Genomic DNA, 13,314 nt, shown 5'->3' on the forward strand with positions numbered 1-13,314 from the left:
GGACGTATCTTTCGTACGTCTCCCTGAACGTGTCTCCCTCACTGTCTCAAGTCCGCCCGGATGATTTTGGCGATCCGTGTTCCCGACGGATTCCCGAGTCTGAACTCTTTATGCATAGTGAAGATATTTTCTTTTTAGTCAACATCACTTTACTTTCTCCACCTATTTTGTAACCTGTGTTGGCGTGCCCGAGGGCATGCCCGATCCCCATGAGGGCAGCATGCGAGAACTTCATCCTGCTATGAGCGGCCTGCGCCCGGCGACTGCGAGCCTCGTGCATTATCCCGGCATTCCCGCCCTGCCGGAAGGAACCGAGCGCTACCGGGCAAAGGGCGGCGGATCGGTCGTCATGCGCGTCGAGCCGGGCGACCGCGTCAGCGTCATCGACAGCGAGGGCGGGCAGGTCTGCGAGATCTCTTTCCTCGACGAGAAAGGGCGTTTCCTGGCGGCTGGTCTCGGAACGGCTTTCAGCAATTCAGCCGAGGGTTTGAAGGCCATTCTTCAGGCAGAGGACGAGAGTGCTGCCCGCACGCGTGCAACGCTTCAGCGTCGCGGCGCCGATCTGGCAACGGCCGGCGCGCTCAGTATTTTCGGGGCGGGATCGAAGCCGGGCAGCCGGGCGGATTTCACGATTGCCATGAAGGGTCTGCTGATCGTCGCGGCCCCCGCCAGCGCCATGTCGCCGGAGGCACAGGATACGGCGACGCCGATCGAGGTCAGGATCAAGCGCAGCCAGCTGATCCGCGACTATGCCGCCGCCCTACCGGAGCCGGTTGCCGATCCGGTCGAGGATATCCGCATCCGGGCGGCGACCGCCACGGCCTATTTCGTGCGCGCCGGCGAATTCATCCAGATCATCGACGTCTATGGGCGCCAGTGCACCGATTTCCAGGCCTTCGCCGCCCGCAAGGTCGACAAGGGCCTTGATCTTGCGCTTGATTCCACCGTCACCCGCACACTGCTCGGCCGCAGCTATCCGACACCGGGTCTCCCCTCCAAGGCCTTCGACCGCGACTTCGAGCCGCTGGTCGAAATCGTCCAGGATACGGTCGGGCGCCATGACGCTTTCGCGACCGCCTGCAATTCGCGCTATTACGACGACATGGGTTACCCCGGCCACGTCAACTGCACGGATAATTTCAACGCTGCGTTGGCGCCCTACGGCATTGCCGGCCGCAAGGGCTGGGAAGCGCTGAACTATTTCTACAACACCAATATCGACCACAATAACCAGCTCTATCTCGACGAGCCCTGGTCGCGTCCCGGCGATTACGTGCTGATGCGGGCGCTGACCGATCTCGTATGCGTCTCCTCGTCCTGCCCTGACGATATCGATGCGGCGAACGGCTGGGATCCGACGGATATCCACGTCCGCACCTTTTCCGGAAAAGAGAAATTCTCACGAGCGGTAGCCTATCGCATGACCCCAGATGCCGACGCCGAACTGACGCGCGAAACCGCCTTCCATCCCCGCCTCTCCGCCTTGACGCGGGACTACGCCGAATATCGCGGCTACTGGCTGCCGAGCCGCTTTTCAAGCGAAGGGCCGGTTGAGGAATATTGGGCCTGCCGAGAGCGCGCCGCCGTCATCGACCTCTCGCCCTTGCGGAAGTTCGAGGTGACGGGGCCGGATGCCGAGGAACTGCTGCAATATTGCCTAACGCGCGACGTGCGCAAACTGTCGACCGGCCAGGTCGTCTATTCCGCCATGTGCTACGAAAACGGTGGCATGATCGATGACGGCACCCTCTTACGGCTTGGCGACAAGAACTTCCGCTGGATCGGCGGCGATGATTTCAGCGGCATATGGCTGCGCCAGCAGGCCGAGAAAAAGGGCTTCAAGGCCTGGGTCCGCTCCTCGACAGATCAGATGCACAATATCGCCCTGCAGGGTCCGAAGAGCCGCGATATCCTCAAGGAAATCATCTGGACGGCGCCGCGCCAGCCTGATATCGGCGAGCTCGAATGGTTCCGCTTCACCGTCGGCCGCATCGGCGGCTTCGAGGGTACCCCGATCGTCGTCTCGCGCACCGGTTACACCGGCGAGCTCGGCTACGAGATCTTCTGCCATCCGAAGGATGCGCTGACCGTGTTCGACGCCGTCTGGGAGGCCGGGCAGCCGCATGGGTTGAAGCCGATGGGGCTGGAGGCGCTCGACATGGTCCGCATCGAGGCGGGCCTGATCTTCGCCCATCACGAATTCACCGACCAGACGGACCCGTTCGAGGCCGGGATCGGCTTCACGGTGCCGCTGAAATCCAAACAGGACGATTTCATCGGCCGCGAGGCGCTGATCCGGCGCAAGGAGCATCCGCGCCATTTGCTAGTTGGCCTCGACATCAAGGCCAACGAGGCCGTCGGCCATGGCGATTGTATCCATATTGGTCGCGCCCAAGTGGGCGTTATCACCAGCGCCACGCGCTCGCCGATCCTCGGCAAGACGATTGCACTCGCCCGCATCGACGTGATGCATGCAAGCCCCGGCACCGAGGTCGAAATCGGCAAGCTCGACGGCCACCAGAAGCGCCTGCCGGCGACGATCGTGCCGCTTTCGCATTACGACCCGCAGAAGACGCGGCCGCGCTCGTGATGCCTGCTTTGGAGGTCGGTAGACGGCGATCGGCTGTTGATATTGCCGCCGACGGGCACGACCAACGAGATGCAATCTGATGGCGAATCGGCGGCTCAAAAAAACTAAAAGTTGACATATCCCGCTTTGATGATTATATCCCGGTGGTCGATATTGCTTGTTTGACTTTTGTTATCGCACGCTGGCAACGTGCCCTGGACGAACTTCCCTCTTCAAAATCGAGATCATCATCCGTCGTGCTTCCGCACGCGGTCGTTCAATTGCTATGAAAGGGTTTGTTATGACCACTGGCACAGTTAAATGGTTCAATTCCACCAAGGGCTTCGGCTTCATTCAGCCTGATGACGGCGGCGCTGACGCCTTCGTTCACATCTCTGCCGTCGAGCGCGCCGGCATGCGCGAAATCGTCGAAGGCCAGAAGATCGGCTACGAGCTTGAGCGCGATAACAAGTCGGGCAAAATGTCCGCTTGCAATCTCCAAGCTGCTTAAACTGAAATCTGCTTCCCTTTGACCGCGGATGTACCGGCACTGTCGAAAGCATGATATTATTGAGGTCAGGCACGTTGCCTGGCCTTTTTGCTGAGTCGGCCAGCGGGCTGCTGCGTAATTCCTTAAACGCGGAATCGATTTAAGGAATTATGCAGGAATTCAAAGCGTTACAGCGTCTTTTGCGCTTCTGAGAGACGCGTGGCGCTTGTAATAAAATCCGGGATGAATATGACAGAGACACACAGCAAATCACGCAAGCAGGCGGAGATTGCCTTCGGAAACGTGCAATCGCAGTTCTTGGAGCGAAGCCGCGCGGTCGAAGAGATCGACTCGACAGTGCGGGCTCGCGAGGAAAAAACCTTGCGGTTACGCGAGGCCCGTGAGGCCAAGGAATTGCAGGATCGCTTGACAGCGACGACTGCGCCTGCCGCGAAGCGGAAAAAGAAAATCTGACCTTGCCGCATAATTCCTTAAATCGGATTCGATTTCAGGATAAAATGATGCGGCAGTTCAACGTATTGCAGCGTCCTTTGCGCGTCTGAAGACGCGCGGCGCCCTAGAACAGGATGATTTAGGCCGGATCGGCCTAAACTCTGAATCCTGTTCTAGATTAAAGAGTTAGAGCATGATGTCGTCCGAAAACCGCATACTTTTCGGCATCATGGTCTAAGGTCGAAATCCAACAGTCAGGAAACAGATTTGAAAAACGCCAGAAACAACGAGCTTTCCGATCGCCGCAGCGCCGCTGCCGAAGCCAAGGCAGCTCTCCTCAATGCGTATCGTAGCGCCAAGGATTCAGCCGAACCGACAAGGCTGGCAAAGCAGGCGGAGCGTCAAGCCATTGCCGCGGCCAGGGAAGAACGTCGCGCTCAGCGAGAACGTGCCAAGCTCGAGGAGCTGGAGCGGGCTCAGGCGGCCGAGGCCGAACGTCAGGCTGCCGCCGAGGCCGCAGCACGCGCCGATGCCGACGCCCGCGAAGCGGCTGACAAAGACCGGATCGCTCGCGTAATTGCCGACGAAGCTGCCCGAAAGGCCGAACGCGACCTGCGTTACGCCAATCGTAAAGCCAGGAAGTCCTGATCGTCAGCGCCGCCTGTTTTCGCAACAGGCAGCGCTCTCTTTCAAGCGGCCTGCACGGCCGCATTCAGCGGGATTTCGACGTCGATTTCGAGCGTTGAAACGTATTCGTTGCGATCGATCGTCACCTGCACCTTGTCGTGGTCGAGCTGCACATGCTTTGCGATCACTGCAAGGATTTCCTCGCGCAGCAGTGAGACCAGGTCCGACCCCGCCGAGGAACGTTCATGGGCGAGAAGGACCTGCAGCCGTTCGCGGGCCGCCGGGGCGGTTCTCTGCTTGTTGAAAAGACGGAAAATATTCATGCCGCCCTCCGTCCAAAGATCTTGCCGAATATATTCCGCTTTTCCTCTGGGATGGCGATCGGCACGACTTCACCGGCGAGCCGGCGAGCGGCGTCGAAATAGGCCATGGCAGCCGCGCTGCGGCTGTCTGCCAGCGTGACCGGCGCACCAATATTGGATGCCCGCAGCACATCCATGCTTTCGGGTATGATGCCGAGCAGCGGGATGGACAGGATCTCCAGGACGTCGTCGACCTTGAGCATGTCGCCGCGTTCGGCGCGGTTGGCGTCGTAGCGGGTCAGCAACAGGTGCTTTTCCATCCGCTCGCCGCGCTCGGCCTTGGCGGTCTTGGCATCCAGCAGGCCGATGATGCGATCCGAATCGCGCACCGACGAGACCTCGGGATTGGTGACGACCACGGCAACGTCGGCGTGGCGCATGGCGAGCGTTGCGCCGCGCTCGATCCCGGCGGGGCTGTCGCAGATGATCCAGTCGAAATAGCGCTTCAGGTCGTTGATGACGCGCTCGACACCCTCGGCCGTCAGATTGTCCTTATCGCGCGTCTGCGAGGCCGGCAGCAGGAACAGCGTTTCCAGCCGCTTGTCGCGGATCAGCGCCTGGGTAAGCTTGGCATCGCCCTGGATGACATTGATCAGGTCGTAGACGACCCTGCGTTCGGCGCCCATCACGAGGTCGAGATTGCGTAAGCCGACGTCGAAATCGACGACGACGACTTTTTCATTGCGTTGCGCCAGCGCCGCTCCCAATGCGGCGGTCGAGGTCGTCTTGCCAACCCCACCCTTGCCTGACGTGACGACGATCACTTTCCCCATCATTGTCTCTCCTTTGCCGTGGCCCCAGTAATTCAAAGTGTTAACGCGTCCTTCGCGGCTCTCGAAGAGACGCGCGGCGCTGTCGTCAGATCAGTTTCTCTGCCATGATCGCGTCGTCTTCGAGCCAGAGCTGAACAGCCTGTCCGCGAAGATTGGGGGCCATGTCTTCCGCCATTTTGTAGATGCCGTCGATTGCAACCAGCTCGGCCTCGAGCTTGCGGCAAAAGATCCGCGCCGATGCGTTTCCGATGGAACCCGCCATGGCTCGGCCACGCAAGGCGCCGTAGATATGGACGGACCCGCCGGCGATGACCTCGGCACCCGAGGCGACCGATCCGATGACGGTGACATCGCCTTCCGGAAAGATCACCGATTGCCCCGAGCGCACCGGCTCCCTGATGACGATCGATTGCATGGCCGGGCGGCTCTCCGCCGCCGCCGGTTTGCCGGGCGGATCAGCGGGCTCCTTTGCCTGAACCTCGATATCGGAAACCGAACGACCGCCTTTGAGTGCCGGCGGCATGCCGGAGCCGAGGATCGAAGGCCGGGCGCCCTCGATGCCCATGATGCTGACATTGCGCTTGGCAAGTTCGGCGATCAGATCCTTCAGCTGCGGCCGGTCGATTTGCAGGTCCGTCAGATCGAGCACGACAGGCCGTCCCAGGAAGAAGCCGGCCGAACGCGCGGCCAGATCGTCCAGCCTGATCAACCAATCATCGATCGGAAGATCCGGAGACAGCATGACCGCGAGGAATGAGCGGCCCTTGATGCGGATAGAGCGAGCGTCTGTTAGCACTTTGGTCATCTATGTGAAGAAATCGTTGACCATGTCTACCGCTGCTATGGTTAACAAAAAGTTAACGCAGGCTTAATTTCACCCACAATCACTTGAGATTCTTCAAGCGCGGGATTACCGCAAGTCATTGGAAAAGCGTTGCAATCTGCGGAGGCACCGAACGGTTAATAATGCGGCTTTGAACGTGAGCCGCAAAGTCTCCGCTGCCTGGGAAAAGCTCAGCCTTCCGCCTTGCGTTGTGCGTTGGAAATGGCGCGTGCGGCCTCTTCCGAGGAGTTGGCAAGCGTGCGCATCTCGGCGGCAAGCACCGCAAAGCCCGATCCGGCCGTGCCGGCGCGGGCGGCCTCGATGCCGGCATTGACGGCGAGCAGCTTCAGGTAACGCAGCGATTGCAGGATCTCATTGGTCTTCGAGGCGGTGACGCGCATGTCGGCGGTCTGGTCATCGATTCGCTGATAGAGCGATTCGATGTTGATGATGCTGCCTTCGAGATAGAGAAGCTCACCCTTTTCGTCCCAGATACCGCCGCCGGTCTCGGTGACCCAGATGAGATGGCCCATGGCGTGACGGATGCGGTATTCCATCGTCCAGTCCGTGCGCCTCTCCAGCGCCCGTCCGACGATCTCGTCCATGAGAGGCACGTCTTCCTCGTACATGATCGAGGTGAATGTCCGCGTACGGTTGCCGATGATCTCGTCGGCCGGATAACCGAAGATGCGCTCGATGCCGTTGGTCATCTCAAGCATCGTGTAGTTTTCATCGGCGCGGCAGCGATAGAGAAAACCGCTCATGCGCCCGAGAATGCTCGTTTGAAAATCCATGAAGGCCACATCCGAAAAGAAGAATTGCAGATGGATTTATGTCGTCTCATTTAAAAAGGCGCACGTCACAATGCCGGAAGAGAGCACGAACACCCTCCTCCGGCAATGCAGGTCCGCCTCATCAGTTGCGCAGATATTCCTCCATGGAATCGTCGAGTGCCTCGATCCAGGGTGTATGGTGCGTCGGCGACATGTTGCCGGTCATCAGCGACCGGTAGGCATGGTCGCGGAAGCCCATGATGTTGTGGGCCTTGTGATGTTCCCACTCCATGAAGGTCCGGTTGGTGCCCTCGATGTCGAAGCTGGGATAATCGGTTTCGGCAAGCAGTTCTTTCACATAGTCGCCCTGATACCAGATCATCTGCTCGGCATCTTCGAGCGTCTCCTCGCGGGCGCGCCACATGTCGAAATTGGCCTTCAGCTCCTCTTCCGGCGGCAGCGTGATGCGGCCCATCATCACGTCGCGCGCCCACCAGGCCTGCACGTCGAACATGTTGAAGGTGTAGAACTGATCCTGCATGCCGATATAGAAAAGCTGTGGGTTCTTGTCGAAGATCACCCCCTTGTAGAGGCTGTCGGCCCAGAGGCGATTGGCGGTCTTCAGCCGGAGGTCGTCGGGCAGGAAGGGGAAGTGGTGCTGGTATCCGGTGCAGAGGATCAGGGCGTCGACCTCCTTCGTCGAGCCGTCGAGGAAATGCGCCGTGCGGTTTTCGAGCTTCACCAGCAGCGGCCGCTCCTCGAAATTCTCCGGCCATTTGAAGCCCATCGGCTTCGAGCGATAGCTCGTCGTCACCGATTTCGCGCCGTATTTCCAGCATTGCGAGCCGATGTCTTCGGCCGAATAGCTGCGGCCGACGATCAGGATGTTCTTGCCCTTGAACTCAAGCGCGTCGCGGAAGTCGTGGGCATGCAGCACGCGGCCGTTGAAGGTTTTGACGCCTTCGAAATAGGGCACGTTCGGCGTCGAGAAGTGACCGGATGCCACGACCACATAGTCGAATTCCTCATCATACATCCGGTCCTCGACGCGGTTATGCGCCGTCACCGTGAACTTCTTCGTCTGATCGTCGAAGCGGACCATGCGCACCGGCGTGCTGAAACGCACCCAGTGGCGGACGTTCGCCTTCTCGACGCGCCCCTTGATATAATCCCAGAGCACGGCGCGCGGCGGATAGGAGGCGATCGGCTTGCCGAAATGCTCCTCGAAGGAATAATCGGCGAATTCGAGGCATTCCTTCGGGCCGTTCGACCAGAGGTAACGATACATGCTGCCGTGGACCGGCTCGCCATATTCGTCGAGCCCGGTGCGCCAGGTATAGTTCCAGAGCCCGCCCCAGTCCGACTGCTTTTCGAAGCAGACGATCTCCGGGATCTCGGCGCCCTTCTGGGCGGCCGATTGAAAGGCGCGCAGCTGCGCCAGTCCGGAAGGACCGGCACCGATGACGGCTACTCTTGTCATGAAGCATTCCCCTCTTGATTATATCGTATTGTCCTGCGTGTCAGTCCGGATAGATGCCGGGGCTGGTGGGTGCCCCATCGTCATATTTGGCAAGCCAGTCGATCGTCGTCTCGCGGAAGCGGGTGAGGCCCTTGTAGTCGATGAGCTCAGGCGGCAGCGTCTTCAGTACGCGCGGAAAGCGTCGCGCCCATTTCGGCACGGTGACGAGCTCTTCCATGTTCATCAGGTAGCAGCGGATGACGAAGAGGATGGCGTTCGAGCGCGGCAGGCGCCAGAGGCTCTGCAATTCGACACGCAGATGCACCTTCTCACCGACATTGTCCGGCGTCACCGTGGTGCGGTCGGGCCCCCATTTGTGATAATTCTCCGGGCTGGTGTCGAGCCGCGGATTGATCGTCATCGTCCAGTTGAAGCGTCGCGTCGGCTTGCCCTGCTGCAGGTTCAGCAGGAATTTCAGCGCCCTGTCGAAGACGCCGATCTGGTGGGCGAGCGGCACCGGCCCGTGCCATTCCATGAAGTTCATGCCGATATCGAAATCGAGCGACCAGTCGGCCTGAGTCGTCACCATGCCGGCATCCATCCAGAGATTGCTGTCGCGCTGGTCGACGATGCAGAAATCGCCCTGGGCCTGGCGGGTGATATATTCGAAGGGCTCATAGGGCAGCGTCGAGGCATCGCCGAAGGTGAAGCTGTCGTCGATGCCGAGTGGGCGGTTGATCCAGCGCCACTGGTCGCCGTTGCGGATCAGCGTGAAATGGTCGGGGTATCCTGCCGCCTGCTGTTCCATCAATAGTTCGAGCGTGTCCCACTGCGCGCTCATCATGTGCGGCAGCGCCTGGTAGCGCAGCGGATCTTCCTTCAGCACCAGCGCCCGGTCGTGCATCTCGGCGACATAATGCTCGTCGACGTCGATCAGGCTTTCGTAGACGGTTCCCGCCCGGCCGTGCACATGCGGCTCCATATTGACCGAATACATGTATTCGTCGCGGTCGAAGGGAAACGGGAAACGCCGGATGTTTTCGGGGCTGTTGCGGTAGCTGAAGTCGTTCCGGAAGGTTTCCTGCTTGAAGGCGATTGCCATGTTCGGTCTCCTTGTTCCGCTTTTCCCGATGCCGCTAGAGATCAAGATGAAGCGTGTTTCCCTCGAAGCGGGAAACGCAGATCATCACCTTGCGGCCGGATGCTTTTTCTTCGCTCGTCAGATAGACGTCATGGTGCAGCAGCTTGCCGTCGCAGGTGACGACCCCGGTCTCGCATTGACCGCAGGCGCCGCCGCGACAGAGGAAGGGCGCGTCGACGCCCGCCGCCTCGATCGCCTCCAGCATGCTTTCGTGATGGCCGACCTTCACGGTCTTGCCGGACCGCAGGAGCTCGATCGCGAAGGGCTTGCCGGGCAGCGACGACAGGAACCGTTCCGAATGCAGGTTCTGTTCCGGCCAGCCGGCGTTGAGGCCGGCTTTCAACACGCCGTCGATCATGCCGGACGGGCCGCAGACATAGAGATGTGTGCCGAGCGGCTGGCTGTCGAGCAGCCGCGTCAGGGGGATGGCGCCGCCTTCGGCATCGCAATAGACCTTGATGCGATGTCCGCCGTAACGCTCCTGGAGTTCCCGCCAGTAGGCGCCGCGGTCGCGCGTGCGGATGGCATAATGCAGCTCGAAATTGGCGCCTTCGCGGGAGAACTGCTCCATCATCGCGATGAAGGGCGTAATGCCGATGCCGCCGGCGATCAGAAGATGCTTGCGCCCGCGCCAGTCCGGCTGGAACAGGTTGACGGGATAGCTGACCTTCAGCTCGTCGCCTTCGCGGACTTTCTCATGCATGAAGGTGGAGCCGCCGCGTGAATCCTCGACATGCAGCACGCTGATCTCATAGGCTGCGCAATCATGCGGCGGCGACATCAGCGAATAGGCGTTGCGGCGCATATGGCCGCCATCGTTCATCGAGACGATGACATGGGCACCGCCGGAGAAATAAGGCATCGGTTTGCCATCCAAGCGCTCGAAGCGAAAGCGCTTGACGCGCTCGGCGATCGGCGTGATCCGCGCCACGCGGACAGGAATTTCAGTACCACCGCTCAAAGGAACAACTCCTCCGGATCAGGCGCGCTGCCCGGTTCTTCCGCATCGATATTGACGCCCTGGAAGGCCGCGAGCCGGCGCGAATAATGGTCGCGCACCAGAAGCGGCAGCCCGCAATGGCTGCAGGCAAACGGGCTGGTGGTGACGTCGTCGGTGATGCCCTTGCAATGGACGCATTGCACACGCCGGGCCAGCGAGCCGCGATGCTCGGTGATGACGGACGCATGGTCCATACCGTAATCGAGCGCCACGAGCATTGCCTGGCCGATAAAACCTTCCGTGCCCGAAAGATAAAGCCGCGTGCCCATATGAGCAGTGGCAAGCGAACCCTTCAATCGGAAGAGCAGCGTTGCGATTGTCGGCGCCGTGAAGAACATGTCGGCGCCGAGGCGGCGCAGCGTCTCGTCCAGGCCGGATCCTTGCGAGCCGCGGGCGACATAGAGGATCTCGCTGCGGGAAAGAGCCGTTTCGTCAAGCGCCGGCTGCTGATCGAGCAGAGCCCTGGCACCCTCCCCTTCGAGCGCGAAAATGTGCCGCCGGGCGTTGGGCTGGATGGTCAGGCCCGTGTAGACTGGTCGGCTCTTGATGCCTGCAACGAGCATTCGCGTGCTCCTTAACCTACGGCAGTCCTCTTCTTCTTCTCCGGATCGTCGAAGGGAAGCGTATGGGCGGTGGCGCCTGCCTTCACGGTCTTGCCGCGGACTTCGAGTTTCGTCCCATGCACCGCCTTGTCAACGTCCAGACGGGCAATCGCCATGGATTTCTTCGTCAGCGACGAATAGCTCGGGCAGGTAATGACGCCGACCTTTTTGCCGTCGGCAAAGACTTCGTCGCCGAGATCGGCCGGTCCGTCGGCATCGATCAGCATGCCGAAGATCTTGAAGCGTTCCTTGCCCTTGAGGCGCGCATGTTCCTCGGCGCCACGGAAGCCCGTCTTGCCGGGGCTGACGGTGAAGTCGAGGCCGAGTTCCCAGAGGCTGTCGCCGGGCGGCTGATCGGCGAAGGGGTACATCTGCGAATTGTCGTAGGGATAGAAGAGCAGGTAGCTTTCGACCCGCAGCATGTCGAGAACGGAGAAGCAGCAGGGGATGATGCCCATCTCCTTGCCTTCCTCGACGATTCGGTCCCAGACCATGACGGCGTCCTGGCCGCGCACGAAGATCTCGTAGCCGCGTTCGCCGGTATAACCGGTGCGCGAGATCATAACCGGCGCGCCGAACAGCGTCGTCTGTATATGGTGGAAATATTTGAGGTCGCGGATGCCGGGCACATATTTGGCGAGATAGTCGACCGCGATCGGACCCTGCAGCGACAGGTCGTGCAGGTCGTCGTCGAAGAGCACGGCGCAATTGCGGCCCGCAGCCTGCTTGACGAGTTCCTCGTGGCCGGAGCCCGAACCATGCACCAGCATCCAGGAATTCGGGCCGGTGCGATAGACGATGCAGTCGTCGGTGAAGTGGCCGCGGTCGTTCAGCATGGTCGCATAGACCGAGCGGCCGGGGTAGATCTTCGTCATGTCACGGGTGGTGATGGAGTCAAGCACGGCGATGGCGTGCGGGCCGACCAGGTGCACCTTCTTCAGGCCCGAGACATCCATGATGCCGGCCTTGGTGCGGACGGCGACATGTTCTTCCGCCATGTCCTTGTCGTAGGTCCAGGCGGTGCCCATGCCGCTCCAGTCCTCGAGCTTCGATCCCAGAGCGCGATGCCGATCCGCCAAGACGGAGAAACGCCATGATAAAGCCATTGTCCGTTCCCTTTTGTTTCCTCTACGGAATATTTATTTCCTGACTATATTCGTCTTTCGCGCCGTGGCAAGCCCGCCCGACATGCATTTCCCAAAACTTTCGGCGCTCTTGCTGCATCCCTCACCGAATGAACGAGGGATGCGGCTACGCTATTGCCGTCCCTCAACCCTTCTCTAACCCATGCGTTCGGAGGCGTAGCTGCCGGGGCTTGCCGGGAAGACCACGGTGCGGTTGCCGTTGATGAAGGTGCGGTGATGGATATGGGCGTGGATGGCGCGCGCCAGCACCTGGCTTTCGACGTCGCGGCCGATCGAGACATAGTCGTCGGGGGACTGCGCATGAGTGATGCGCGCCGTATCCTGCTCGATAATCGGGCCCTCGTCGAGATCGGCGGTGACGTAATGCGCGGTTGCCCCGATCAGCTTCACGCCGCGGCCGTAGGCCTGCTTGTAAGGATTGGCGCCCTTGAAGCTCGGCAGGAAGGAATGGTGGATGTTGATGATCTTCCCGGACATCTTCTGGCACATCTCGTCCGACAGGATCTGCATGTAGCGGGCGAGTACGATCAGCTCCGTGCCGGTTTGCTCGACCACTTCCATGATATGGGCCTCGGCCTGTGCCTTGTTGGCCTTGGTGACCGGAATATGGTGGAAGGGGATGTCGTGGTTGACCACGACCTTCTGGTAGTCGAAATGGTTGGAGACGACACCGACGATATCGATCGGCAGGGCGCCGATCTTCCAGCGGTAGAGCAGGTCGTTCAGACAATGGCCGAAGCGCGACACCATCAGCAGCACCTTCATGCGCTTCTCGCTGTCGTGAAAATCGTAATCCATCGCGAAGGGCGCGGCGACGGCCGCGAAACCGGCGTCGATATCGGCGCCCGATAGTCCCTCTTCCGAAATGAAGCTGACGCGCATGAAGAACTTGCCGGTATCGAGATCGTCGAACTGCGAGCTATCGATGATGTTGCAGCCCCTGTCGGCCAGATAGCTCGAAATCGCCGCGACAATGCCGCGTGTCGACTTGCAGGATACGGTGAGTACGAAGTTCTTCATGCTGTCACTTTCTTCGCCATAGCAAGTGCAGAAGGTCCGATCACGCCGGAGCTTGTTTGTCCCGGCGCGTCAGGTCA

Annotated in this window: 14 protein-coding genes; 4 read left to right on the top strand and 10 right to left on the bottom strand. The window is 60.3% G+C overall.

Features of this window, described 5'->3' with window-relative positions:
* The first annotated feature begins 220 nt into the window (after positions 1 to 220).
* From G9X68_RS26380 to G9X68_RS26395, 4 genes are all read left to right on the top strand, one after another.
* A complete protein-coding gene (locus tag G9X68_RS26380; RefSeq protein WP_171604887.1) occupies positions 221 to 2,590 on the top strand; it encodes a trimethylamine N-oxide demethylase in 2,370 nt (789 codons plus the stop codon).
* Between the two features lie 280 nt (positions 2,591 to 2,870).
* On the top strand, positions 2,871 to 3,080 hold the full coding sequence (locus G9X68_RS26385) for a cold-shock protein (protein WP_003548109.1): 210 nt from the start codon (positions 2,871 to 2,873) through the stop codon (positions 3,078 to 3,080).
* 228 nt (positions 3,081 to 3,308) lie between these two features.
* Positions 3,309 to 3,533, top strand: a complete 225-nt coding sequence (locus G9X68_RS26390; protein WP_027687567.1) for a hypothetical protein — start codon at positions 3,309 to 3,311, stop codon at positions 3,531 to 3,533.
* Positions 3,534 to 3,779: 246 nt separating this feature from the next.
* The gene (locus G9X68_RS26395) at positions 3,780 to 4,160 is read left to right on the top strand and encodes a DUF6481 family protein (protein WP_171604888.1); all 381 of its coding nucleotides are present in this window, start codon (positions 3,780 to 3,782) and stop codon (positions 4,158 to 4,160) included.
* 41 nt (positions 4,161 to 4,201) lie between these two features.
* On the opposite strand, the gene minE is transcribed toward G9X68_RS26395, so the two are convergent.
* The 10 genes from minE to purU all read right to left on the bottom strand — a co-directional run bounded on the left by minE (position 4,202) and on the right by purU (position 13,237).
* Positions 4,202 to 4,462, bottom strand: a complete 261-nt coding sequence (minE, locus tag G9X68_RS26400; RefSeq protein ID WP_003574994.1) for a cell division topological specificity factor MinE — start codon at positions 4,460 to 4,462, stop codon at positions 4,202 to 4,204.
* Positions 4,459 to 5,274 (bottom strand): septum site-determining protein MinD, encoded by an 816-nt coding sequence (gene minD / locus G9X68_RS26405; RefSeq protein WP_025397600.1) that lies wholly within the window; start codon positions 5,272 to 5,274, stop codon positions 4,459 to 4,461. Before minD ends, minE begins: the two co-directional genes overlap by 4 nt.
* An 85-nt stretch (positions 5,275 to 5,359) precedes the next feature.
* Positions 5,360 to 6,079: a septum site-determining protein MinC gene (minC, locus tag G9X68_RS26410; RefSeq protein WP_171604889.1), complete on the bottom strand. Its 720-nt coding sequence runs from the start codon at positions 6,077 to 6,079 to the stop codon at positions 5,360 to 5,362.
* A 209-nt stretch (positions 6,080 to 6,288) separates the two neighbouring features.
* Positions 6,289 to 6,891, bottom strand: a complete 603-nt coding sequence (locus G9X68_RS32235) for a methyl-accepting chemotaxis protein (RefSeq protein WP_018448673.1) — start codon at positions 6,889 to 6,891, stop codon at positions 6,289 to 6,291.
* Between the two features lie 121 nt (positions 6,892 to 7,012).
* Positions 7,013 to 8,350, bottom strand: a complete 1,338-nt coding sequence (locus tag G9X68_RS26420; protein ID WP_171604890.1) for an NAD(P)-binding domain-containing protein — start codon at positions 8,348 to 8,350, stop codon at positions 7,013 to 7,015.
* A gap of 40 nt (positions 8,351 to 8,390) precedes the next feature.
* The gene (locus tag G9X68_RS26425) at positions 8,391 to 9,431 is read right to left on the bottom strand and encodes a heme-dependent oxidative N-demethylase family protein (RefSeq protein WP_171604891.1); all 1,041 of its coding nucleotides are present in this window, start codon (positions 9,429 to 9,431) and stop codon (positions 8,391 to 8,393) included.
* Between the two features lie 34 nt (positions 9,432 to 9,465).
* Positions 9,466 to 10,431, bottom strand: a complete 966-nt coding sequence (locus G9X68_RS26430) for a PDR/VanB family oxidoreductase (RefSeq protein ID WP_171604892.1) — start codon at positions 10,429 to 10,431, stop codon at positions 9,466 to 9,468.
* The gene (locus tag G9X68_RS26435; protein ID WP_097616669.1) at positions 10,428 to 11,033 is read right to left on the bottom strand and encodes a dimethylamine monooxygenase subunit DmmA family protein; all 606 of its coding nucleotides are present in this window, start codon (positions 11,031 to 11,033) and stop codon (positions 10,428 to 10,430) included. Before G9X68_RS26435 ends, G9X68_RS26430 begins: the two co-directional genes overlap by 4 nt.
* An 11-nt stretch (positions 11,034 to 11,044) precedes the next feature.
* Entirely contained in the window at positions 11,045 to 12,178 is a 1,134-nt protein-coding gene (locus tag G9X68_RS26440; protein ID WP_171604893.1) for an aminomethyl transferase family protein, read from the bottom strand.
* 174 nt (positions 12,179 to 12,352) lie between these two features.
* A complete protein-coding gene (gene purU, locus G9X68_RS26445; RefSeq protein ID WP_168312519.1) occupies positions 12,353 to 13,237 on the bottom strand; it encodes a formyltetrahydrofolate deformylase in 885 nt (294 codons plus the stop codon).
* Between the last annotated feature and the right edge of the window lie 77 nt (positions 13,238 to 13,314).

The organism is Rhizobium changzhiense (assembly GCF_013087625.1).
In the GTDB taxonomy this organism is placed as follows: Bacteria; Pseudomonadota; Alphaproteobacteria; order Rhizobiales; family Rhizobiaceae; genus Rhizobium; species Rhizobium sophorae.